The following is a 21531-nucleotide window of genomic DNA, read 5'->3' on the forward strand; positions in this document are numbered from 1 at the left end:
CTCTAGGCGGCGAGGAAACCGCCGTCGACAGGCAGCGGCGTGCCGGTGACGTAGCCCGCGCCGTTGGAGCACAGCCAGAGCACGGCGCTGGCGATCTCCTCTTCCGTGGCCATCCGCTTCATCGGGTGCTCGGAGACGAGCCCCCGGACGATGTCGGGCATGAACGCCTCCGCCTCGAGCATGCTGGCGGTCGCGACGGTGCCGGCGCAGAGGGCATTCACACGGATGCCGCGCGTCGCGAACTCGAGCGCCACGGAGCGCGTCAGTCCGACCACCGCGTGCTTCGAGGCGACATAGGCGTGGTTCGCCGCCCGTCCGGCGAGGCCGAAGATGGAGCTGATGTTGACGATGGAGCCTCCGCCCGTGGCGAGCATCGCCGGGATTTCATGGCGCATGGCCAGCCAGATGCCTCGGGCATTGACGGCCATGACGTCGTCCCAGACATCCTGGTTCGTGCTCTCCAGCGGGGCCATGTCACCCGCACCCGCGCTGTTGACCGCGTAGTCGAGCCGGCCGAAGTGCTTCACGGTGCCCTCCACGGCCCTCGCCACGGTGGCTTCGTCACGCACGTCCGTGGGGAAGAAGAGGACGCGGGCGCCTTCGGCCTCCAGGGCCGCGCGGGCCGCGAGTCCCGCCTCCTCTCCCCGGGCGGCGAGCGCGATGCTGGCGCCCGAGCGGGCGAAGGCTCGCGCCGTGGCGAGGCCGATTCCAGAGGTGCCTCCGATGACGAGTGCGACGCGTCCGGTGAAGTCATAGCGAATCATCGTGATTTCCTTTCAGAGCCCAGTCCGTTGCGGATGAAGTGGATGGCCTGGCGAGCGAGGGCCCGCCGGCGTTTGAGGTTCAATCGTTTACGCAAGGAGTCCGAAGCGAGGACCTCGTGGAGCTCCGCGCCGAGCTCCAGGAGGATGACATCCGTCAGGCCGGGGCCGATGACGGTGGCGACGAAGCGGGTGGCGATGTCGAGGTCCGGCGCTTCGAGCGCACCGCGGCGGGTGCCCTCCTCCAGGACGGCGCGGAGTTCCACGATGCCGGCCTCGCAGATGGCCTTGTAGAGGCCGCGGACCTCCACCACCGCGGTCGGAGCGGCGGCGGCCGCGGAGAGCCGGGCCAGGCGCGGGTGCTCCACGAGGAACGCCATGCCGCGCTCGATGAACGTCTCGAGGCGGGCCCAGAAGTCGCTCTCCGGGGGCACCGCGCCGATGAACTCACGCTTGCGGCGCGGGGCTTCCTCGGTGAGGAGCCAGCGGTACAGGTCGAGCTTGTCCTCGAAGTACTGGTAGACGCTCCCCTTGGGAATGCTCGCGCGGAGCGCGATCTGCGAGAGCGAGGCCTCGGTGTAGCTCCGGTCGGAGAACTCGATGATGGCCTCGTTCACGAGGCGGTCCCTGCGCTCGTCGGGCAGTCGGAAGAAGGTACTCGTGGGCATGTGACCGACCAGTCATATGACCGATCGGTCGCACAGGCAACAGGTGATTCCGACCGAGGGCCCACGTGCCCCCCAAAAAGAATCGGGAAGGAGCTGCCCCCCAGCAGCTCCTTCCCGACGTGTTTCCCCCGTACTACCCCCGAAGACTGCCCTACCCCCTACTGCCCCCTGTACCGCTCAACCCCGACCGACCCGCCGCCCCCACCCCTCACGCCCGTCCTACCCCGTCACCTTCACGAGCAGGGCATGGAGCATCTCGCGTGCCAGCAGCGCCCCATCGGAAGAGCTCGTCATTTCAAGGGCTTATCGGGCCAGGGTGGGCCGCCTCGGGCTGGAGGACGGTAAAACGTACCTCCCCCGGGCCTACATCCCCGGAGAGAGCTCGGCGAGCGGCGGGAAACCCCAACGCGCGCGCTCGGCGTCGGTCACCGCCGGGTCCACCGGGTAGAGACGCATCTGCTTCGTGGCGGGGTCGGGCCTGTACTGGGTGCCGAAGCGCTGCGGCTTGCCGGCCCTCATCAACCACCGGTCCCACGCGGCGGCGGTGAGCCAGAGGGCGTGCGGGTGGCCCCGGCGGGCGGCCTCGGCGGCCAGCTCGCGCGCCCGGGCGTAGTCCTCGAGCGCGTTCCCATGCTGGAAGACGAGCGCCGCGGCGAAGAAGTCCGCCCCCGTCTTCGCGGCGCCCGCGTCGAGCAGCTCGCCCACGCGCTGGCGGCGCTGGCGGTCGCGCTCGGCGATCTGCTTGAACTGTTCGGGATTGGAGAGGCTCGCTCCCCGGCGATCCGCCTGGTCCTCGTCCATCAGCCGCTTCATCTCGGGGTTCGCGTCCTCCTGGGCGGACGCGGGGAGCGTGGCGATCCGGTCCACCAACGCGGTGAAGGCCGGCAGCTCACGCAGGGAGGAGAGGTCCTCGTCCTGCTTCATCCACTCCGTGTCGCGGAAGCCGCCCTCCACGGAGCGCGTCAACCAGGTCATCGCCTCGTCCTTCTGCCCCTGCAGGGCCGCGGCGCATGCGGCGGAGTAGGCGGTGCCGTCCTCGCGGTTCCCCGCCTCCCACGCCTGCCGGTAGAGCGGGAGCGCCTCGGCGGGCTTGTGCTGCTTCATCAGCGCATCGGCGCGGTGGACCTGGAGCCAGCCCGGCGGAGGCGTGCTGGGGGGCTCCAGGTCCGGAAGCGTGGCGGCGGCGGAAGACTCCGTGCCAGCGGGGGTGGAAGAGGGCGCGGGTGAGTGCGCGCAGGCAACAGCCAACAGGAGGAGACAGGGAGCGAATGAGCGCATGGCGCGAACCATACCGGTGCTGGGGGGCGCGTCCATCAAGGGAGGTGCTTCTTCAGCCTCAGCAGGCCATAGGCCGAGACGCTCGAGGCGTCCTTGATGCGGCCGTCGAGGATGAGTGCCTCGAACTCCTCGACGCTGACACGGGTGACCACCAGGTCACCCTCCTCGGGGGACGGACTCCGCGGCCCCTGGGACAGCTCCTCCGCCAGGAAGACGTGCATGCCCTGCGTGGAGTAGCCAGGGGCGTTGAAGAGGTGGCCGAGGTACGTCATGCGCCCGGCCACCAGCCCCGTCTCCTCCTGGAGCTCCCCCACGGCGACGGTCTCGGGCGCCGCGTCCTGCTGGTCCTCCCAGGTGCCCTGGGGGAACTCCAGGTAGCGCCCCTTCACGGGGTAGCGGTACTGCTCCACCAGGTGGAACGCCCCCTTCTCGTAGGGGATGATGAGCGAGAAGTCCGGCTTGTGGACGACGCCATAGATGCCACTCGAGCCATCCTGCCTGCGAATGGCGTCCTCGCGCACCGTCATCCACCGGTTCCGGTAGACCTCCCTCGAAGAAATCGTCTCGATGGTCATGGTCACCCCAGCAGCGCGAGCAGCCCCGCGAGCCCCAAGAAGAGGAAGTAGAGCGACTCGCCGGCGATGAGCCCTCCGCCCACCAGCGACGTGGAGCTCATGTCCTCGGGCAGCACCTCGCCCTCGCCGGGTGAGCCCGCCACGCGCGGTGCCGGCCTGCTCCTGAGCGTGTTCCACAGCGAGGAGATGATGCCGCCGACGGAGAACCACACCACCACCGGCAGGTTCACGAAGCCGCCGAGGGACGTGGCATAGGGGCTCGACAACAGCACCGCGTCCATCGTCCACCCCACCGCGTAGCCCGCCCGCGAGCCCTTCACGAAGCGCTGATAACCCTCATGGCGCTTGAGCAGCTTGCGCGCCACCTCGATGGTGAAGCCAATCCCCAAGCCCAGCAGCAGCGCCTTCACCGTGTAATCCGACAGCGAGCCCAGGCCGCGGATGGCTCCCACGAGCTTGTACGTCATCGCCGAGCCCCACTGGCCCACCTCGGCGTTCGGGCTGTCCAGCTGGTTGATGGCCAGCACCGGATAGGCGCTCATGAAGACGCGCGCCAGCCCCACGCACAGCACCGCGCCCATCACGATTCCCACCACCTGATAGCGGAACTGGATGACGCGGTCCGTTCCCAGGCGCCAGCCCGTGGAGCGGTCCTGCTGCATGTCGCTGCCCACCGAGGTGGAGATGAGCAGGATGCTCGCGGCCATCATCCCCACCACCGGGTTCCTCAGCCCCAGGAGCGACATCAGCAGCACCGAGATGACGAAGGCGCTCGAGATGGGGTTCTGGTCGCTGATGCCGTAGGCGATGCCGTTGATGAGCACGAACAGCAGCGACAACGCCAGACCGAAGGCGACGAAGCCCAGGGGCTGCTCCAGCAGCTGCGTGGCCACCAGCACCACCGCCACGCCCCAGAAGCCCACCCAGGCCACCAACCTCGGCATGTTCACCTGCTTCCAGGCCGGCACCTCGCCCTCCTGGAGCCGGGCCCGGTTGCGCACCCGCTCCACCGCCTGCACCGCCAGCAGCGACAGGTCCACCACCGCCGCGCCGCAGATCATCGCCAGGGCGATGAGGAAGCCAATCTTGCGGAACGGATCCTCCGCTCCCAGCCAGCCGATCTCCCGCAGGTAGGGCACGAAGGCCATACCGATGAGCCCACCGATGAGGGCCGGCACGGTGATGCGGCTGCCCACCACCATGCCCGCGCCCACCGTGGAGGCGCTCATGCCCGCGGCCCCCAGGGCGGCCACGTGCTCGGTGAGCCACGCCACCAGCGCGCCCAGGCCGGTGCCACCGCCCAGCTTGGCGATGGAGGCCTTCAGCAGGCGCTTGTCGGTGAGCGCCCGGAGGATGTTGGCCACCGCGTAGCCCGAGGGGTAGTCGAGCTGCAGCCGGTCCACGAGCAGCGGCGTGTAGAGCATGCCCACGCCCACGCCGAACATGCCCACGCAGCCCACGAAGACCATCAGGTGCCACGCGGGCGGCTGCGGCATGCCCAGCCACACCATGGCCTGGACGAGCACGGACATGGCGCACATCGAGGCCACCGAGGCGGCCATCGTCTGCATGTAGTTGGCGCCGTGCTTGCCATCCGGGCCGTAGCCGTAGGTGACGGCGCTGCCGAGGATGCCGGCCAGCACCTGCCCACCCACGAAGATGCCCAGGCTGAAGTTCATGTACGAGGCGGCGATGCCCCCCAGCGGCCCGAGGATGAAGATGGCCACCGCGCTCAGCAACAGGTGGAACTTCCACGAGCCCGGCTCGGGCAACCAGCCGAAGCGCGGAGCACCGCCCTCCGGGCTGGAGCTGGCTGAGGACGCGGCGGCGGAAGACGACGGGCTCGATGGGGCGGACTGGGCCATGGACGCGGAGGGTATCGGCCCCTCCGCGTCACCTCAACTACGGCTGGCAGATCCCCGGACACGTCGCGCTGCTGCCCGGATTGCACGTATCCGTGGTGTCATCGACACACCGGAGGTTCTGACCCGCACAGGCTCCGAAGGCGAATCCGCCACAGCATTGGACGTAACCCGCCGGTATCTCGCAGGACGAGGCGAACTGCTGGCAGTCGGTGCCCGCCGCCGGCCGCGCGTACACGGTCTTCGCGTCACAGTTCTGGCCCGCGTCGGGCGGGTCGTTGTCATTCGGAGTGTTGGGGGAACCACACGCGAGCAATCCGCAGCTCGCGAACATCGAACACAGACGCAGGATGGATTTCATGGCTCGTCTCAGATGCGGGTGAACGACCAGCTCACCGCGCGGCCGTTGGCGTAGGGCATGACGCCGTGGAACGCCCGGGGGTCATCATCGAACACCAGCGGCAGGAAGTGGCGGTCTCCGTCCCAGAGCGGAAGGGACATGATGTCCTTCACCGGAACCCAGGAGAGGGTGCCCTCCACGTTGCGCTCGAACGGGGTGCCCTCGAAGCGGTCGATGAGGAAGATGAAGCCGAGCCAGTCCTCGCCCTTGGGGCCGAAGCCCGGCCAGTTGATGGTGCCGCGCAGCCGCAGCTCCGTGCATTCGATGCCCGCCTCCTCGCGAATCTCCCGGCGCATGCAGGAGACCACGTCCTCGCCCGGCTCCATCTTCCCGCCGAGTCCGTTGTACTTGCCGAGGTGCGCGTCGTTCTCGCGCGCGTTGCGGTGGATGAGCAGCACCTTCGTCCCGTCCGGGGACATCACGTAGCCGAGGGTGCCGAGAATGGGCGTGTAGGGCATGGACAGGGCTCTTATCGCTCGGGTCCGGGCTCGCAAGAAGTCAGAAGGTAGGCGCCGGACATCCTACCCACGTGCGGGTGGATGACTGGCACTCCCCCTGCACGAACCCCGCGACATGTCTCCGCGAAGCCACGGTCTTTCCTCTCGTCTCCTGAGAGGAGGCCTCGCCGCCCTGCTCCTCGCCCCGCTCTTGCTGCTCGGGAGCGTGGAGGCCGCGTACCACTACGGGCTGTCCCGTGTGGGCGAACGGCCACGCCCCCCTCCGCCCCGGGTGGACTTCGCCCACCAGGTGCTCTGGCTCATCGAGGAGGATGGCCGGCCTCTCCAGCTCGAACCCCTCTGGCCCTGGACGCTCGTGAACGGCCTGGCACGGGGACAGCGCTCCGCCGGAGAGGACCTCGCCTGGCTGACGGCACGGCGGTGGTTGGCGTCCCAACCCAGGCGCGAGGGCGAGCGGCACCTGCACCGGAGCTTCCAGGCGCTCGCGCTCACCGTCTGGATTTCACGCCACTGGACCGCCGAGGAGCTGCTGACCGCCTACGCCGAAGGCGCCTCGTTCGGACGAGACAGCATCGGTCTCGATGCCGCCGCGCGAAGGTACTTCGGCCGGGAGCCTGAGCGGCTCGCGCTCCACGAGGTCGCCCTGCTCGCGGGGCTGCCCCAGTCGCCAGGCCGATATGACCCGCTCCGCCGGCCCGAGGCCGCGCTCCGACGAAGGGACTTCGTGCTCGCGCGCCTTCGGTCCACGGGGCTCATCTCCGAGGCCCAGCGCGAGGAGGCGAGCCAACAGCCACTGCCGCTCCCGGCCACGGGGCCCACCCATTGACATCCTCTCTTCCGCGCGACGTCGGACTGGGCGGTGACCCGGCGCCCCACCCGCCTCAATCGGCGTTGATGCGAAGGTTCTGGGGGTCCAGCAATGTGATGACCCCCCCTTCGTAGGACAGCAGCCCCTCGCGCACGTAGAAGCGCAACCACCGGTTGGTGCTCTCACGGGTGAGTCCGCACAGGTTGGCGAGCTCGCCCTGGGTGAGGCGGGAAGCGATGGCCACCCCCTCCCCCTCCGTGCCCGACTGTCCCTGGGACTGGGCCAGATCCAACAAGACGCGCGCCAGCCGGGCCCGTGCGTCCAGGAAGTTGGCGTCGTGCACCACCCGGGTGACCCGCCGCACCATCCGGCTCAGCTCGGCGAGCAGGGCCGGCACCACCTGGGGCCGCTCCTCCAGGAAGCGCTGGAACTCCTCCCGGCGCAGGCTCAACAGCGAGGTCTCCTCGCGAGCCACCGCGTCCGTCGAGCGCGGCTCGCTGTCCAACAATGCCAGCTCTCCAAAGGAGTCCCCCCGCCGCAGGAGCGCCAGGGTGACCTCCTTGCCATCGGCGGAGCTGAGGCGGATGGTCACCTCGCCCTTGCGGATGATGAAGAGGTCCGTTCCCACGTCGCCCTGGTGGAAGACGATCTCCCCCCGGTCGTAGTTCCGCGGTTGAAGACGTGAGGAGAGTCGCTCCAGGTCATCGGACCCGAGAGACGCAAAGAGGGGTACCCGAGAGAGGAGCTCCGAATAGGACATGGCTCGCGGCTTTCATGGTGGGAAACATCCCCACCGTTGCTCATTCTGCCCGGAGCAACGGCTCCCCACCAGGGAGGAGCCGCCCGCTCGTCGTGGCAACAACGATAGGACAGACATCACCACACGGAAACCCCCGGGCCTCCGAGCAGTCGAGCATGCCCGTGAGGGCGGGCATGTGACCCACTCCACACCGGACGTGTCAGACGCATCACAGCCTCGGGAGAAGCGTCATGCGAAAACCGGAATGAAAGCGGACGGAGAGACACATGCCCCCTCCGGAAGGTCCGCGCGAAAGGGATGCCATGCTCGAGACGCTTCGTGAACACAAGGACAGGGCCGCTCAATTCTTCGCCAGTGGAAAGCTCGAGGAGGCACTCGCCGAGTACCAGGTCGTGGTGGAGGCGACTCCGGGAGAGCTGAGCGGCCGTCAGAAGGTGGCCGAGCTGCTCCAACGGCTGGGACGCAAGCAGGAAGCCATCGCGACGTACGAGGAGGTGGCCACCGCCTGGGCCCGGCAGGGCTGGCTGCTGCGCGCCATCGCGATGTGCAAGGTCATCCTCCAGCTCGAGCCGGGCCACGGCCGCACGCAGCGGATGCTCGCGGACCTCTACGCGCGGCGCATGGCGCCCCCACCGCGGCTGACGCCCACGCCGAAGCCGGCGGCGCCCCGGGCCCTGCCCCGCATCCCGCTCTTCTCGCAGCTGAACCAGGAGGCGTTCGTGGCGGTGCTGGAGGAGCTGGCGCTGAAGGTCTTCGCGCCGGGGGACACCATCGTCACGGAGGGCGAGCCAGGCAACTCCCTGTTCGCCATCGTGGAAGGGCGCGCGGACGTGGTGCGGCAGCTGGAGGGAGGCAAGCGGCGGAAGGTGGCCTCGCTGGGCGAGGGCGACTTCTTCGGGGAGATGGCCCTGCTCTCCGCGGGCCCGAGGCTGGCCAGCGTGGTGGCCGCCGAGCGGACCGTGGCGCTGGAGCTGACGCGGGAGCAGGTGGAGCGGCTCGTGCGGCACCACCCCTCGGTGGGCCAGGTGCTGCACACCTTCCACGAGGAGCGCCTGCTGGCCAACGTGCTGCGCTGCAATCCGATCCTCTCCGTCCTCTCGCCCCAGCAGCGCGAGGCCCTGGCCCCTTCCTTCCAGCTCCACTCCGTGGCGGCCGGCCAGAAGCTGCTCGAGCAGGGACAGCCAGGGACGGCCCTGTACCTCATCCTCCGGGGCCAGTGCCGGGTGACGCACCAGCATCCCGATGGGCACGAGAGCCAGTACCCCGTGCTGCGCGAGGGGGACGTGTTCGGCGAGCTGTCCGTGCTGCTCGGCCTGCCCGCCACCGCCACCGTGTCCGCGGACTCCGCCTGCACACTGCTGCGGCTGGACCGGGAGGCCGTCGAGCGTCACGTCCTCGTTCGGGCCGGGGTGCGCGAGGCGCTCTCGCAGCTGAGCTCCGAGCGCCTCCAGCGCACCGCCCGGCTGCTCTCCGGCCACGAGGTGCTCGAGGGCGACCAGCGCGTCTGAGTGGGCCCGGAGCGGGTCTCAGTCCCGGTAGCCGCGCGCCTGCAGGTTGAAGAGGTGCGCGTACCGCCCGTTGCGCGCCATCAGCTCCGCGTGACTGCCCAGCTCCTCCACCGTGCCGTTGTGCAGCACGGCGATGCGGTCCGCCATGCGCACCGTGGAGAACCGGTGGGAGATGACCAGGGCGATGCGGTCCGCCGCCAGCTCCTGGAAGCGCTCGAAGAGCGCGTGCTCCGACTCCGCGTCGATGCTCGCCGTCGGCTCGTCCAGGATGAGCACCTCCGCGTCCTCGCGCATGAAGGCCCGCGCCACCCCGAGCTTCTGCCACTGTCCGCCGCTCAGCTCGTGCCCCTTCTCGAACCAGCCGCCTAGCATCGTGTCGTACTGGCCCGGCAGCGTGGAGATGACGGCGCTCGCCCCGCCCTGCTCCGCCGCGCGGACGATGCGGTCGCGGTCCTCCAGCGCCGGCACGTGCCCCAGTCCGATGTTCTCCGCCACGCTGAACTGGTAGCGCACGAAGTCCTGGAACACCGCCCCGAAGCGCGAGCGCAGATCCTCCGGGTCCATGTCCTTCAGGTTCACCCCGCCGTAGAAGATGTCTCCCTCCGTCGGCTCGTACAGGCGCAGCAGCAGCTTCACCAGCGTGCTCTTTCCCGCCCCGTTCTCACCCACCAGCGCCAGCTTCTCCCCCGGCTCCAACCGCAACGACACGTTCCTCAACGCCCACGCGTCCTTGCCCGGGTAGCGGAACGACACGTCGCGCAGCTCGATGGCGTTGCCCCGGCCCCTCGGTGGCTTCAGCGGAGGCAGCACCCGCGATGACTCCTGCCCCGTCGGTATCTCCAGGTACGCGAACAGGTTGCTCATGAAGAGCGCCCCCTCGTACATGCTGCCCACGCTCGACAGAATCCCCTGGAACGCCGACTGCCCCTGCCGGAACACGGACAGGTACAGCACCATGTCGCCCACCGTGATGGCCCCCAGCGCCGCCCGGTTCGCCACGAACGCGTAGCACCCGTAGAACGCGCCCAGCGACACCAGCCCCAACCCCAGGCCCCACCCCATCCGCTTCATCGCCAGCGCCCGGTCCTCCTGGAAGAACTTCTGGAAGAGCGTCCGGTACCGCCCCAGCACCAGCTGGCCCAGCCCGAACACCTTCACCTCCTTCACGTGGTTGTCCCGCGTGAGGATCCACTCCAGGTAGTTCAGCTTCCGCCCCTCGGGCGCGCGCCACGAGTGCAACCGGAATCCCTCCGCCGCCAGCCGCGCCTCCGCGATGAACGCCGGGATGCTCGCCGCCACCAGCACCACCACGCTCCACGGTGACAGCGACACCAACAGCACCGCGTACGTCGACAGCGTCACCGCGTTGCGCACGATGGAGAACGCATCCATCACCAGCCCCAGCGGCCGGCTGTTCGCCTCGCGCCGCGCGTTCTGCATCTTGTCGTAGGTGTCCGAGTCCTCGAAGTGCCGCAGCTCCAGCTCCAGCGCCTTCTTCAGGATGCGCTCGTTGAGCAGGTTGCCCAGGTTGGCCCGCAGCAGCTCGCGCACCAGCGACAGCGCCCGGTCCAACGTCACCGAGCCCACCATCAACCCGAACTCGAGCAGCACCAGGTGCAGCACCCGCTCCCGCGCCGCCTCGCCCCCGCCCGCGGCCGCCGCCACCACCCCGTCCACGATGAGCTTGCCCACCCAGGCGATCGCCGCCGGCAGCACCGCCGCCACCAGCGTCAGCACCGCCAGCCCCACCGCGCCCCGGGGACTCGACGCCCAGAACAGACGGAAGGTGCCCGGCAGCTGCCGGAAGAGCGTGCCCGCGTTCTTCAGCCGGGCCTTGAGGGATTCGGGAGGACGCGCCGAGCGCGAATACGGGGGAGGCACGCCCTCTGTCTAACCCGGCACTCCGACGTACGCCGCATCTCCCGCGCCGGAGGGGCCCCACCGGAGGGGTTCCCCGCTCCGCATTCCCCTCGGAGGTCACGCCCGCCCGGATGCTCCCCGGGCAACCTCCGGGGCGCACACTCAACTCATGTACACGAGGGCCCCGAGTCCCCGCTCCACGCCCTTGCGCAGGAACGGCTTGAGCAACTCGAAGTGCTCGAGCACGTACCCCAGCGTGTCGTCATCGGCGGGGTCGCGGTCCCAGATGCTCGGGTAGATGTCCAACTCCATCATCTTCGCCGGGTCGAAGCGCTGGCGCAGCGCGTCCGAGCTGATCCCATCGAGGGCCCGGGAGATCTCCGCGAGCTGCTCGGGAGTGAAGGCGCGGGCCGGCCCGTAACCGACATCCTCGTCACCGACCGTCTCGCCGCCCGCGACGATGAAGTTCAGCGGAGGCTTGCCTCCCCAATCCGTGCCCGTGAGCAGGAAGTGGAGGCCATGCCACGCCTTGTCGATATCGAGCACGTCCTCCGAGTTGTCAGCGTCCTCATCGTCGGCATCCTCGAGGAAATCGAACACCTGCTCCGGCGAAGCGAGCAGGGATGAAAGTTGTTCGCGCTGGGCCAGACGAAATACGACGATCATGCTCATGGGGATTCTCCGTGGCGCGCGACTCTATCCCGCCTGCCCGCGCTCATCATAGTGAGATGGCGTGGTCGGCTCTTCCGGAGCGGGGGAGTACGGAGAGGACATGTACAACTGGCTCGCGGGAAGCCTGCTCATCCGCGATGCGCTCGACTGGGGGGCCACCAGCATCCTGGCGGCCGCGCCCGCACTGCATGCTCCGATGAAGACGGCGCTCCGGACCGTGGAGTGACCCGGGCGCCGCCGTCAGTGCCTCATCAACGCTCGGCTTCGGCGTCCGGCACCAGGGCGGTGCCCGCCGTGCCCTTGGCCAGCTCGGCCATGTAGGCCGCGGCCAGCTTCACGAACTTCACCGAGTTCTGCGCGCTCCCGGCCGACTGCGTGAGCGTGTCGCTCGAGGTGTGGATGTACGGGTTGTCCTGGCCCATGAGCGCCTCGAAGGGGATGGAGGCCGCGAAGCCCTGGTTGTGCCAGGAGGCGTGATCCGAGCAGCCGTACCCGCAGCGCGTCGAGGTCGAGGTCACCCCCGGCAGGTACTTGCCGATGAGGCTGGAGAGGAACGAGTTCTGCGCGGCGTTGGTGTAGTCGGACACCAGCACGATGTCGTAGCTGGAGCCGCGGTAGTTGGTCATGTCCAGCTGCAGCACGCCCACCACGTTGGTGCCGCTGCTCTTGTGCTGGGCGGCGATGGCGGCCGAGCCCCTGAGGCCCACCTCCTCGGCGGCGTACGCCATGAACTTCACCGTGCGGGCCGGCTTGTAGCCCTTGAGCATGGCCACGCGGATGACCTCGGTGAGCGAGGCGATGCCCGAGGCGTCATCGTCCGCGCCCGGCGCGCTGGCCGTGGAGCTGCTGCCATTGATGGAGTCCAGGTGTCCGCCGAGCACCACCACCTCGTTGGGCAGCGTGGTGCCCTTGATGGTGAGGATGACGGACGGCTGCAGCCAGGAAGAGTGGTTGAAGAAGGCCACCGACACGTCGCTGCGCGAGCCGGCCAGCGTCGTCCACTGGGTCTTGAGCCAGGTGGCCGCGTCCGCGCCCGACTGCACGTTGTAGCGGCGCGACGTCCACCGCGTCGACAGCGTGCTGATGGTGCTGCGGATGCTGGACTCCTGCACACTGCCCAGCAGCGCGTTCACCGTCGTCGCGTTGTCGATGGTGTAGCTGATGAGGGATTGCACCGGCTTGGGAGAGGTGGAGCTCTCCACCGCCGCCAGCGCATGCTCCTCGGTGTCATGGACGATGAATCCCGCGCACCGGTTGAGCTTGTCGTGCATCGCCGAGGCCAGCTTCTCCAGCTGGGACTCGCGCACGCGCATCACCGCCACCCCGCCTTTCTCGTGCAGCACGGCGGGGGCTACCAGGCCCTGCCCCTGGAACGACTCACGCGCGGGCTCCAACGCGTCCGTTCCAATGGTGACCCACACCTCTTTGTCCTTCTCACCCGCGAACGCGGGGGTGGTGCACACCAACGACAACGCGACCGCTCCGAACTTCGTCATCCTCATACGCTGCTCCTCGGCGGTTGATGCTTCCCCTGTTTTGATTTCCGTGAACCAGAACTTCCCGATTCGCCGGAGGCGCCGTTCTAACCGCTTTCCCGGGGATCAGCTAGATGACTCACAAACATGAGAATGACTTTTTAATAATGAACTCAAAACATTTTGACGCATTTGTGAGAATACCGTGCAGCCGTTCAGGGAACGGGCCGTCCCGCCGAGGCCTCCCAGATGGAGAACCACTGCTGGCGTGACAGCGCGAGCGATTCGCCACGCACCAGCTCACGCAGCCGCTCCACCCTGCTCGAGCCCAGGACCGGCACCGGGCGAGAGGGGTGACGCAGCAGCCAGGCAATGGCGACCGCCCCCAGGTTGTCGTGGCCCTGCTCCGCCGCCACGTCGGACAGGGCTCGCCGGACCCGCTGTTCGCGCTCTCCGTCGCCCTTGAAGAGGTTGCCGCCTCCGAGCGGAGACCAGGCCATTGGCGCCATGCGCAGCCGCTGCGCCTGCTCCAGTGTGCCGTCGTGCAACGGCTCCAAGTGCAGCACCGACAGCTCCACCTGGTTCGTCACCAGCGGCCGTGACAGGCGGGATTGCAGCAGGGAGATCTGCTCGGGCGTGTGATTGGAGACGCCCACGTACCGGACCTTCCCGGACCGGCACACCTCGTCGAGAGCCGCCGCCGTCTCGTCGGCGTCCATCAGGGGATCCGGCCGGTGGAGCAGCAACAGGTCGAGGTAGTCGGTCCCGAAGTTCCGCAGGGAATTGTCGACCGAGGCGAGGATGTGCGCGCGGCCGGTGTCGTAATGCTTTACGCGGTGCGCCGGGCGCTGGCCGCTCTTCAGCATGATGCCGCATTTGGTGATCAGCTCGATGCGGCCACGGTCGCCGCGCCACTCCCGCAGCGCTCCGCCGAAGAGTGATTCAATCTGATAGTCTCCATAAATATCGGCGTGGTCGAAGCTGGTGAGGCCCAACTCCAGACAGGCGTCGATCCACCGGGCGAGCCCGGTGGGCTCACGTGTCTCCTCGCCCTGGAAGGCACGCCAGAGACCACAGACGAGACGCGAGAGCTCCAGTCCTTCAGGGTGCAGCTTCTGCCTACCGACGGTCATGTTTGTCTCCAATGGAAACCGGTGAGTCCTCGAGGATGCGTATCACCCTCTCGCGCAGCTGGCCGAGAGCGGACGCGAGCCTCGCGCCCGGGAGGTGCTGCGAGCGGCTCGCCCAGAGCGCACGCTCCAGTCCGCGTGGTGGCCGCAGGCGGGTGAGCAGCGCGAGCAGGATGTCCACCCGGGCATAGGCGCGGAGGAAGACTCCAGCCCATTGTCCCAGTGCCCCCTCCGGCGCGCGTCCCGCGAGGTCCAGCAGGAAGACGAACAGGTCATCCGCGTGGCGCTCGTCGGCGGAGAGCCAGGGCTCGTGCGGGGTCTCGAAGTCGATGAGCCGCGCGCACCGCCCGGCCGCGTCATAGAGGACATTCTTCAGGTGGGCATCGCCGTGGGACCATGGCACCCGCGAGCCCGGCAGGCACAGCGCGTGGGCACGGCGGAGCTCCACGGCGGAGGCCGCCAGCATCTCCGGCGTCAGCTCCCCGCGCGCCAGCAGCCGGTCCAGGCTCTCGCCCGGGAGCTCCTCCAGCGCGACGGCGCCGCCCTTCCGGCGCTCGGCGAGCCGCCCCGGGTGCAGGAGTTGGAAGGACGCGAGCTCCCAGTCCTGCCACCGCGCGCACGACACGAACATGCGGATGCGGCTGCGCGACAGGCGCAGGAAGAGGTTTCCGGGAGCGATCACCGCTCCCATGCCCGGGCGGCGGCGCTTCACCCAGACGGCGCGGCCCCGCAGGGACTCCGGGCGCACCGTGTTGACCCGGACGAGTTCGATCATCCGTCCCAGTCCCTGGCTCCAGCGCTCAGCCAATGACAAGCGCTTCCCCCGTCAGCTCCTCGTACCAGAGCACGACCGCCAGGCATCCCAGACACCAGCAGCGCACCACGCCCCTCCCCGCCAGCCCGCCGAAGAGCATCACCGCCGCCAGGAGGAGCACCGTGCCCATGACGCTCAGCGTACCTCCGGCCCTGCGTGTGAGGGCCCGCGACGCGCGGAACGGGTGCGCGGCTCCATCGAGCGCCAGGGGGAAGAGGAACACCATCTGCGCCTCGACGGCGTAGAAGGCCAGGAGCGCGAGGGCAGGTCCCACCAGGAGAGGTCCCCCGGCGAACGCCGCCAGGCCCCAGGCTCCCAGCGCCGCGAGCAGCGCGGCCATGTACTTGAGGACTCCCAGTCCGTGTGCCCGGGGAAGCGTGGTGGGAACGGGACGGCCCCGCACGAGGGCCATGGCCTCGGCCATCCAGGCGGCACCGCCCCGGAAGCCTCCGCGCCATGCACCCCGGGCGGACCGGGCGGGCGGAGAGCCGGGTGCATCGTAGAACCTCGCCGCGCGCTCCAGCAGCGTGCGCCCGCGGCCCCAAGCGAGCGGCACGGCTTCCCAGGTGGACTCAGCCATGGAACCCCTCCCGCACGAAGCAGAAGTGCGCCCAGGCCAGGAACGCGGCCGCATGTCCCGCCAGGAGTGTGCGGTGCAGCAGGGACTCGAACCGCCCGCACCGCCGCCGATGGAAGACGAACTCGTCGTAGCAGACGAGCGCGACCGTCCCCATCAGGACGACGAGCACCGGCAACAGGAACATCCGGGGGCGCGACGAGACGGAAGCGGCCCCCATCAACAGGAACAGCGGCAGCCCTCCGCCCGCCAGCGCGAGGAACTCCGCCCGGTGCTCGTTGGGGCCGACCCGCACTCCGGCCGTGCGGTGGTAGCGCCAGTCCGCGAGGCCCGCCAGGGTCGCGGTCGTCCCGGCCACTGCCACCACCCAGAGCTCCCACGGGTACCGGGCGGGCTCGATGAGCCAGGAGAAGCGCGGGTCACGGGAGAGGAGAACGAGCGCCGAGCCGAACAACACACCCGGAGCCAGGGACGCCAGCAGGTTGGCGGCATCGCGCAAGCGTGAGAGCCACTGGCGCGGAGTGGGCGTGAGAGCCTGGACGAGAGCTTCGGGCATGGACTGCCTCCAACGGGGAAACCCCGGAACTAACCACCGGCGAGCGGAGGACGCATCAAGGTGAAGCGCTCGATGTCCTCGTCCCGCCCCAGATGGTGGAGCGCTTTCTCTTCATGGCCGATGTGACGGAACCCCGCCTTCTCCAATACGCGCCGGGAACCCGGGTTGCGTGAGAAGCAGTTGGCGTGAATGGACTCCAGGCCCAACGTCTCGAAGCCGTAGCGCACCAGCGCCTGGGCCGCCTCCGTGCCAAAGCCCCGCCCCCAGTAGGGACGGCCAATCCAATAGGAGAGCTCGGCCGTGCGGGGCCGCTCCTCCCCGGCCTCCACCAACCCGGCCGCGCCAATCATCTCGCCGGACCCGGTCAGGCAGAGCGCGAAGACGTGCGAGCGCGCATCCAGGGAGGAGATCCACGCCTCCGCCATGCCATCCTCGAAGGGGTGTGGGATTCCCGCGGCGTTCATCGCCACCTCACGCTCACCCGCCAGGCGCTGCACGGACGGGGCGTCTTCCAGGCGGATGGGGCGGAGAATCAGGCGGGCACTCTCGATGGCGGCGCCCTTGCGATCGCGCGAGAGGGCGCGGTGGATCGCCGGTGTGAGCACGCTCGTGTGGAGCGCGTCCAGCGCGAGCTCCCAGCGGCCCTCGGCGCACAGGCCGCTCAGGCCCCCCTCCTCATAAGCCTCCCGTGCCGCTGACTCCAATGCCTCGCGCACGGCCTCTGCGACCGCGCGACCGGCCTCGTCGCAACGTTTGCATTCGAGCTCGATCCCCAGGCGGCTGCGCCTCCCCTCCTCCGTGAGGACCCAGGGCCGAGCCATCCACGGCGGCTCATGACGCATGTGCTGCCCGTGGCCGCACTCGAGCTCCGCGACCCAGTGCGCTTCACCATCGAGATGGAATCCAGTGATCTTCTGCTTCATCGGGTCCTCTTGCCGTCGAGGGTATGGCACCATCACCCGAAACAGGAGGCTTCTCATGACCGCCACGCCCGCAGTCGCGCCGCCCACCTCGCCCCGCATCGCCACGGGCCCTCGAGGAGTCCCCATCCTCGGAGTCATGGTCGAGGCCCGCAAGGACATCCTGGGCTGGCTCAAGCGAACGGTGGCGGAGCACGGAATCGTGGCGCAGTACCGCTGCCCCTGGCGCGCCTACCTCGTGACGCACCCGGATGGGCTCAAGCACGTGCTGCAGGACAACGTGAAGAACTACACGAAGGAGCACATCAGCTACTCCATGCTCCGCCGCATCGTCGGCGATGGCCTGCTCACGAGCGGGGGCGAGACGTGGCTCAAGCAGCGCAGGCTCGCGCAGCCGGCCTTCCACCGGGCGCGCATCTCGGCCATGGCGGACCACATGGTGAAGGCGACGGCGGAGCTCTCGGAGCACTGGGCCGCGTCCCAGCGCGCGGGCGAGCCGCGTCACGCGGGGCAGGACATGATGGCGCTCACGCTGCGCATCGTCGGCGAGGCGCTGCTCGGAACCAACGTGCGCGCGGAGACCGAGGCCGTGGCGGTGTCCTTCAACCTCATCAGTGAACAGTCGGTCGAGCGGTTCCGCGCCCTGCGCTTCATCCCTCCCATCCTGCCCACCGCCTATGACCGCGCCTACCGCCAGGCGACCCGGGCGCTGAACGACGTGGTGACACGCGTCATCGCCCAGCGCCGCGAGCGCATGGAGGACCGCGGAGACCTGCTCTCCATGTTCATGCTCGCCAAGGACGAGGAGACGGGCGAGCAGATGGACGACGTGCACCTGCGCAACGAGGTGTTGACCATGTTGCTCGCGGGCCACGAGACCACCGCGACCGCGCTCTCATGGGCCTGGCTGCTGCTCGAACAGAACCCGGACGCGGAGCGCAAGCTCCACGAGGAGCTGGACTCCGTGCTCGGCGGCCGCCTGCCCACCGCGGACGATGTCCCGAAGCTCGTCTACACGCGCCGGGTGCTGGACGAGACGATGCGCCTCTACCCACCCGTCTACCTCCTGAGCCGCAAGGTCGTGGAGGAGGACGTCATCTGCGGCTACCAGATCCTCGCCGGGTCGACCATCGACATCAGCCCCTACGCCACCCACCGCCTGCCGGAGTTCTGGCCGGACCCCGAGCGTTTCGATCCGGATCGCTTCTCGCCCGAGCAGGTCGCCGCGAGGCCCCGGTACGCGTACTTCCCGTTCCTCGGCGGTCCGCGCCAATGCATCGGCAACAACTTCGCGCTGATGGAGGGCACGCTCATCCTCGCCACGCTCGCGCAGCGCCACCGTCCGAGGATGGTGGCCGGCTACACGCCCACGCCCGAGCCGCTCATCACCCTGCGGCCCTCCGGCGATCTCCCCGTGAGGATCACCTCGCGCTGAGCCATCGGGCGGGCCCGTCCGGTATCCGGACGGGTCTCGTTCAGTGGCAGTGCGCCACCCCCATCACTCCATCGGTGAAGCTATACCAGACGTTCCCCCCCGAGACGCCCGCGTCCTTGATGACGGGCTGCTTCTCGAGCCAGTCCGCCAGCTCCGGGCCACACTCCAGCTCGCCCATCCGGGCCTCCAGCTCCTTGAGGAACGCCATGCGCCGGGTGGCGGACACCTCGTTCGCCGCCTTGGCGGCCACCTGAGCGGGTGTCAGCACCTGGACCTCGGCCGGCTGGGAGAGCAGCCACGAGCCATCCGCGTACCCGGCCTCCAACGCGAACCGGACGGGCCCCGCCGCCTTGGGCGTGAAGGTGTGCCGCGGCGCGAACTCCGCGTCGTCTCCACGGCCCGACAGGCGAACGGGCGGGAAACGCTCGGCGACCTGACCCTTCTCGTCGAGCCGGACCACGCGCAGGCTCTGGAGCTCCGGCACCCAACCCCCTGGCCGCACACGGGAGAACTCCACGGTGCTCTTCCTGCCCAGGTGCAGTTCGTCCGGAGTGGGATCTGGCTCCTGGCGGGAGAACTTGGACAGCATCAGTTGATAGACCCCACGGTTGCGCTCCACCTCGGAGCCGGTGAGACCCGTGACCGCCTCCTCGGAAGGAGCGGAGGGCCGGCACTCCGCCTGGAGGGGGATGACCTGCTCCTGCGTGATGACCCGTCCGCTCTTGCAGCGGAGCGTCAGGCTCACCGGCACGGAGTCCACACGGGCCTCGCCGTCCTTCGCGCAGGCGGCCTTCACCGCGGAGACCTCCCACAGGTAGAGCTCCGCCCGCGTCGAGCCGCCCTGGAGGTTGTGCTTGCGCAACAGCTCGAAGGCTCGAGGCTTCGCGTCCGGCCCCTTGCCCGTCTTCACCTCCAGGTCCACCGCCTTGCTGTCCGAGCAGGTCCACCGCAGGTCCACCATCGCGACGAGCCAGCGCGGCGTCATGCTGGCGGGGCCATCCGGGAAGGCGACACTGGCGGCTTCGCCCTGGCCGGTCACCACCGTGCGGACCTCCCCGGGCTCCGGAGAGCGGATGAGGACTTCGTCCTTCAACGCATACGCCGGTGTGAGCGCGAGCACCGTGGCCACGGCCATCAACCGGGCGCCATCGAGGGGGCATCGAGAGAGGGGCATGACCCGGTATGCGTAGCACGCCCGCCCGGCCACTGCCCGGGCGGCCGATGAGGCGTCATCCGGCCAGGACGGCACCACGATTGTAGAAGGAGCCCCTACCCGTCGACCTTTCCACAGGCGGCCTGTAGGAACTCCAGGGTTCCGGGGAGGGGTTCCAACCTGGGCGCAGGTGGGCGTGCATCGCCAGACGGAAGACGGGCCGCTTGGAACGTCCAATGGCAGACAGACCCTGTATTTCCGTCAGGAATGGCTCGGCAAAGGGTTTGCAGAGGGCCCCTGCGAGCATCCTCCGCCTCGCTGGCACGTCAGGAGGGGAGACGATGCTCCTCAGGGGGGTGCGCCATGCGCGGAGTCATCACGGGACGTGAGGTGATGGAGAACCTCGGTCTCATCTACCGGGAATTCGGAGCCACCTGTCTCCTGCGCTGTCTCTGGGCCCTAGTCCGCGGACGTAGCACCACCTTCCTGGAGGTGGCCTGCCAACCGGAGCCGTCGGACCGCTACCGCTAGGACTCGTCTTCCGGCTTGGACGGGGAAGCGGAAGTGGCCGGCGCCTTGTACGTCACCACCGGACCGCCACCGTCCCGAGCCTGACGCGGCCCACGCTCGGGCCCCTCGCGCCTCCGCTCCGGAGGACGCCCCTGTGGCCGCGGCTCCCGCGGACCCTGCTGACCCGAGGGCCTCGCGCCCTGCTCTCCCCACCTGGACTGGCCCTCTCCGTTGCCGCGAGGCGGACGGTCTCCCCGTGGGGGACGGTCTCCCCGAGGGAAGCGCTCACCCGGTGGACGGTCTCCGCGGGGAGGACGGTCTCCCTGGGGGCGCATGTCCCGGGGGGCCTGCTCCGACCACTGGCGTGGCCCTTCTCCGTTGCTCCGAGGCGGACGCTCGCCCTGGGGACGCGCCTCGCGCGGAGGACGTCCCCCCTGCTGGAAGCGCTCGCCCTGGGGCTGGGGACGCCCATCACGCGGGGGACGCCCGCCCTGGCCGTTGCCCGGGTTGCCATCGAAGCGGCCTCGCGGGCCACCGGAGAAGCGGCGCTCGCGCGAGTCCGGCCCCTGGAAACGGCCCGTGGGCACGAAGTCCGGCGACAGCTCGCGCTTCACGTACGCCCGCCAGATTTCCTGCGCGTCACCCGCGCGCGCCCTCAAGGACGGGTCCGTCGCCTCGAAGTAGCGGCGCAGGTTCTCCACGTCGCGCTTGAAGAAGAACTCGGCCTGGCTGTTGGCCGCCGCGTCCACCACCTGCGGGAAGTCGATGATGGTGGCCCCGCGGTTGCCCAGCAGGATGTTGAACGCCGACAGGTCTCCGTGGATGAGGTCGCAGCACAGCATCCGGATGGCCTGGTTGCGCAGGTCGAAGTACAGCGCCGACGCCTCCTCGGGCGTGAGCGCGGCCTCCTCCAGCCGCGGCGCCGGGTGCCCCTCGAGGTCCAGCACCAGCTCCATCAACAGCACGCCCTCGTAGAACATCACCGGCCTGGGGACGCACACCCCGGCCGCGTACAGCTTCGTCAGCGCGTCCGACTCCGCCGTCTTCCAGGCATCCTCGGCGGCCTGCACGCCGAAGCGGCTGCCCTTGGCGATGGCTCGCGCGGTGCGGCTGTTGCGCACCTGCCGGCCCTCCCGGTAACCCGAGTTGTTGCGGAAGTTGCGGTGCTCGCGCTCCTTGTAGATCTTGGCCGCGACGATCTCGCCGCCGTGGCGGACGAGGTACACGTCCGCCTCCTTGCCACTCTTGAGGCGGCCCACCACTTCGTCAATCACACCATCGGCCAGGAGGATTTGGAGCGCTTCGTTCATTCGTTCGAGAGTCGAAAGGCTCCTTGTCCTACCACGTATTC

23 protein-coding genes are annotated in these 21531 nt (G+C 69.2%); 5 read left to right on the forward strand and 18 right to left on the reverse strand.

Going from position 1 to position 21531, the window contains the following annotated elements; translation table 11 throughout:
- Nucleotides 1-2: 2 nt before the first annotated feature.
- The 7 genes from NR810_RS10930 to NR810_RS10960 all read right to left on the reverse strand — a co-directional run bounded on the left by NR810_RS10930 (nucleotide 3) and on the right by NR810_RS10960 (nucleotide 6002).
- On the reverse strand, nucleotides 3-764 hold the full coding sequence (locus NR810_RS10930) for an SDR family NAD(P)-dependent oxidoreductase (protein WP_257451076.1): 762 nt from the start codon (nucleotides 762-764) through the stop codon (nucleotides 3-5).
- Nucleotides 761-1429, reverse strand: a complete 669-nt coding sequence (locus NR810_RS10935; protein WP_257451078.1) for a TetR/AcrR family transcriptional regulator — start codon at nucleotides 1427-1429, stop codon at nucleotides 761-763. Before NR810_RS10935 ends, NR810_RS10930 begins: the two co-directional genes overlap by 4 nt.
- Before the next feature lie 363 nt (nucleotides 1430-1792).
- Nucleotides 1793-2707, reverse strand: a complete 915-nt coding sequence (locus NR810_RS10940; RefSeq protein ID WP_257451081.1) for a TPR end-of-group domain-containing protein — start codon at nucleotides 2705-2707, stop codon at nucleotides 1793-1795.
- Nucleotides 2708-2742: 35 nt separating this feature from the next.
- Nucleotides 2743-3282 (reverse strand): NUDIX domain-containing protein, encoded by a 540-nt coding sequence (locus NR810_RS10945; RefSeq protein ID WP_257451083.1) that lies wholly within the window; start codon nucleotides 3280-3282, stop codon nucleotides 2743-2745.
- A gap of 2 nt (nucleotides 3283-3284) precedes the next feature.
- A complete protein-coding gene (locus tag NR810_RS10950; RefSeq protein WP_257451085.1) occupies nucleotides 3285-5147 on the reverse strand; it encodes an OPT/YSL family transporter in 1863 nt (620 codons plus the stop codon).
- Nucleotides 5148-5184: 37 nt separating this feature from the next.
- Nucleotides 5185-5505, reverse strand: coding sequence for a hypothetical protein (locus tag NR810_RS10955; protein ID WP_257451087.1), 321 nt, complete (start codon nucleotides 5503-5505; stop codon nucleotides 5185-5187).
- An 8-nt stretch (nucleotides 5506-5513) separates the two neighbouring features.
- Entirely contained in the window at nucleotides 5514-6002 is a 489-nt protein-coding gene (locus tag NR810_RS10960) for an NUDIX hydrolase (protein WP_257451089.1), read from the reverse strand.
- 115 nt (nucleotides 6003-6117) lie between these two features.
- Here NR810_RS10960 and NR810_RS10965 point away from each other — a divergent pair, with 115 nt between their 5' ends.
- A complete protein-coding gene (locus NR810_RS10965) occupies nucleotides 6118-6828 on the forward strand; it encodes a transglycosylase domain-containing protein (protein ID WP_257451092.1) in 711 nt (236 codons plus the stop codon).
- A 55-nt stretch (nucleotides 6829-6883) separates the two neighbouring features.
- Here NR810_RS10965 and NR810_RS10970 read toward each other — a convergent pair whose 3' ends face one another.
- On the reverse strand, nucleotides 6884-7570 hold the full coding sequence (locus NR810_RS10970) for a Crp/Fnr family transcriptional regulator (protein WP_257451093.1): 687 nt from the start codon (nucleotides 7568-7570) through the stop codon (nucleotides 6884-6886).
- Nucleotides 7571-7872: 302 nt separating this feature from the next.
- Between NR810_RS10970 and NR810_RS10975 the strand changes: the two genes are divergently transcribed.
- Nucleotides 7873-9078, forward strand: coding sequence for a cyclic nucleotide-binding domain-containing protein (locus tag NR810_RS10975; protein WP_257451096.1), 1206 nt, complete (start codon nucleotides 7873-7875; stop codon nucleotides 9076-9078).
- 18 nt (nucleotides 9079-9096) lie between these two features.
- Here the strand turns inward: NR810_RS10975 and NR810_RS10980 are convergent, their stop codons facing one another.
- Nucleotides 9097-10959: an ABC transporter ATP-binding protein gene (locus tag NR810_RS10980; RefSeq protein ID WP_257451098.1), complete on the reverse strand. Its 1863-nt coding sequence runs from the start codon at nucleotides 10957-10959 to the stop codon at nucleotides 9097-9099.
- Between the two features lie 141 nt (nucleotides 10960-11100).
- Nucleotides 11101-11610, reverse strand: a complete 510-nt coding sequence (locus NR810_RS10985) for a YfbM family protein (protein ID WP_257451100.1) — start codon at nucleotides 11608-11610, stop codon at nucleotides 11101-11103.
- Nucleotides 11611-11710: 100 nt separating this feature from the next.
- Between NR810_RS10985 and NR810_RS10990 the strand changes: the two genes are divergently transcribed.
- Nucleotides 11711-11836, forward strand: a complete 126-nt coding sequence (locus NR810_RS10990) for a hypothetical protein (RefSeq protein WP_257451103.1) — start codon at nucleotides 11711-11713, stop codon at nucleotides 11834-11836.
- A gap of 25 nt (nucleotides 11837-11861) precedes the next feature.
- On the opposite strand, the gene NR810_RS10995 is transcribed toward NR810_RS10990, so the two are convergent.
- The 6 genes from NR810_RS10995 to NR810_RS11020 form a co-directional block, all read right to left on the reverse strand.
- Nucleotides 11862-13112 (reverse strand): M20/M25/M40 family metallo-hydrolase, encoded by a 1251-nt coding sequence (locus NR810_RS10995; RefSeq protein WP_257451106.1) that lies wholly within the window; start codon nucleotides 13110-13112, stop codon nucleotides 11862-11864.
- 188 nt (nucleotides 13113-13300) lie between these two features.
- On the reverse strand, nucleotides 13301-14218 hold the full coding sequence (locus NR810_RS11000) for an aldo/keto reductase (RefSeq protein WP_257451108.1): 918 nt from the start codon (nucleotides 14216-14218) through the stop codon (nucleotides 13301-13303).
- Nucleotides 14205-14990 (reverse strand): phosphotransferase, encoded by a 786-nt coding sequence (locus tag NR810_RS11005; protein ID WP_257451111.1) that lies wholly within the window; start codon nucleotides 14988-14990, stop codon nucleotides 14205-14207. Before NR810_RS11005 ends, NR810_RS11000 begins: the two co-directional genes overlap by 14 nt.
- A gap of 25 nt (nucleotides 14991-15015) precedes the next feature.
- A complete protein-coding gene (locus NR810_RS11010) occupies nucleotides 15016-15609 on the reverse strand; it encodes a hypothetical protein (protein ID WP_257451113.1) in 594 nt (197 codons plus the stop codon).
- Complete coding sequence (locus tag NR810_RS11015) at nucleotides 15602-16162, reverse strand: hypothetical protein (RefSeq protein WP_257451115.1); 561 nt, start codon at nucleotides 16160-16162, stop codon at nucleotides 15602-15604. Before NR810_RS11015 ends, NR810_RS11010 begins: the two co-directional genes overlap by 8 nt.
- 29 nt (nucleotides 16163-16191) lie before the next feature.
- Nucleotides 16192-17085 carry a GNAT family N-acetyltransferase gene (locus tag NR810_RS11020; RefSeq protein WP_257451117.1) on the reverse strand — a complete coding sequence of 298 codons (894 nt, stop codon included), beginning with the start codon at nucleotides 17083-17085 and terminating at the stop codon, nucleotides 16192-16194.
- A 55-nt stretch (nucleotides 17086-17140) separates the two neighbouring features.
- Here NR810_RS11020 and NR810_RS11025 point away from each other — a divergent pair, with 55 nt between their 5' ends.
- Entirely contained in the window at nucleotides 17141-18517 is a 1377-nt protein-coding gene (locus tag NR810_RS11025; RefSeq protein WP_257451119.1) for a cytochrome P450, read from the forward strand.
- Nucleotides 18518-18557: 40 nt separating this feature from the next.
- On the opposite strand, the gene NR810_RS11030 is transcribed toward NR810_RS11025, so the two are convergent.
- Nucleotides 18558-19691, reverse strand: a complete 1134-nt coding sequence (locus NR810_RS11030; RefSeq protein WP_257451121.1) for a hypothetical protein — start codon at nucleotides 19689-19691, stop codon at nucleotides 18558-18560.
- A 342-nt stretch (nucleotides 19692-20033) separates the two neighbouring features.
- Between NR810_RS11030 and NR810_RS11035 the strand changes: the two genes are divergently transcribed.
- Nucleotides 20034-20201, forward strand: a complete 168-nt coding sequence (locus NR810_RS11035; protein ID WP_257451124.1) for a hypothetical protein — start codon at nucleotides 20034-20036, stop codon at nucleotides 20199-20201.
- On the opposite strand, the gene NR810_RS11040 is transcribed toward NR810_RS11035, so the two are convergent.
- A complete protein-coding gene (locus NR810_RS11040) occupies nucleotides 20198-21490 on the reverse strand; it encodes an RIO1 family regulatory kinase/ATPase domain-containing protein (protein WP_257451125.1) in 1293 nt (430 codons plus the stop codon). The two genes, NR810_RS11035 and NR810_RS11040, sit on opposite strands and share 4 nt — an antisense overlap.
- Nucleotides 21491-21531 lie beyond the last annotated feature (41 nt).

It is taken from the genome of Archangium lipolyticum, assembly GCF_024623785.1.
GTDB lineage: Bacteria > Myxococcota > Myxococcia > Myxococcales > Myxococcaceae > Archangium > Archangium lipolyticum.

Coding starts and splice junctions, on each gene's coding strand:
- NR810_RS10930 (WP_257451076.1), bottom strand. CDS start 764: ATGATTCGCTATGACTTCACCGGACGCGTCGCACTCGTCATCGGAGGC.
- NR810_RS10935 (WP_257451078.1), bottom strand. CDS start 1,429: ATGCCCACGAGTACCTTCTTCCGACTGCCCGACGAGCGCAGGGACCGC.
- NR810_RS10940 (WP_257451081.1), bottom strand. CDS start 2,707: ATGCGCTCATTCGCTCCCTGTCTCCTCCTGTTGGCTGTTGCCTGCGCG.
- NR810_RS10945 (WP_257451083.1), bottom strand. CDS start 3,282: ATGACCATCGAGACGATTTCTTCGAGGGAGGTCTACCGGAACCGGTGG.
- NR810_RS10950 (WP_257451085.1), bottom strand. CDS start 5,147: ATGGCCCAGTCCGCCCCATCGAGCCCGTCGTCTTCCGCCGCCGCGTCC.
- NR810_RS10955 (WP_257451087.1), bottom strand. CDS start 5,505: ATGAAATCCATCCTGCGTCTGTGTTCGATGTTCGCGAGCTGCGGATTG.
- NR810_RS10960 (WP_257451089.1), bottom strand. CDS start 6,002: ATGCCCTACACGCCCATTCTCGGCACCCTCGGCTACGTGATGTCCCCG.
- NR810_RS10965 (WP_257451092.1), top strand. CDS start 6,118: ATGTCTCCGCGAAGCCACGGTCTTTCCTCTCGTCTCCTGAGAGGAGGC.
- NR810_RS10970 (WP_257451093.1), bottom strand. CDS start 7,570: ATGTCCTATTCGGAGCTCCTCTCTCGGGTACCCCTCTTTGCGTCTCTC.
- NR810_RS10975 (WP_257451096.1), top strand. CDS start 7,873: ATGCTCGAGACGCTTCGTGAACACAAGGACAGGGCCGCTCAATTCTTC.
- NR810_RS10985 (WP_257451100.1), bottom strand. CDS start 11,610: ATGAGCATGATCGTCGTATTTCGTCTGGCCCAGCGCGAACAACTTTCA.
- NR810_RS10990 (WP_257451103.1), top strand. CDS start 11,711: ATGTACAACTGGCTCGCGGGAAGCCTGCTCATCCGCGATGCGCTCGAC.
- NR810_RS10995 (WP_257451106.1), bottom strand. CDS start 13,112: ATGAGGATGACGAAGTTCGGAGCGGTCGCGTTGTCGTTGGTGTGCACC.
- NR810_RS11000 (WP_257451108.1), bottom strand. CDS start 14,218: ATGACCGTCGGTAGGCAGAAGCTGCACCCTGAAGGACTGGAGCTCTCG.
- NR810_RS11005 (WP_257451111.1), bottom strand. CDS start 14,990: ATGATCGAACTCGTCCGGGTCAACACGGTGCGCCCGGAGTCCCTGCGG.
- NR810_RS11010 (WP_257451113.1), bottom strand. CDS start 15,609: ATGGCTGAGTCCACCTGGGAAGCCGTGCCGCTCGCTTGGGGCCGCGGG.
- NR810_RS11015 (WP_257451115.1), bottom strand. CDS start 16,162: ATGCCCGAAGCTCTCGTCCAGGCTCTCACGCCCACTCCGCGCCAGTGG.
- NR810_RS11020 (WP_257451117.1), bottom strand. CDS start 17,085: ATGAAGCAGAAGATCACTGGATTCCATCTCGATGGTGAAGCGCACTGG.
- NR810_RS11025 (WP_257451119.1), top strand. CDS start 17,141: ATGACCGCCACGCCCGCAGTCGCGCCGCCCACCTCGCCCCGCATCGCC.
- NR810_RS11030 (WP_257451121.1), bottom strand. CDS start 19,691: ATGCCCCTCTCTCGATGCCCCCTCGATGGCGCCCGGTTGATGGCCGTG.
- NR810_RS11035 (WP_257451124.1), top strand. CDS start 20,034: ATGCGCGGAGTCATCACGGGACGTGAGGTGATGGAGAACCTCGGTCTC.
- NR810_RS11040 (WP_257451125.1), bottom strand. CDS start 21,490: ATGAACGAAGCGCTCCAAATCCTCCTGGCCGATGGTGTGATTGACGAA.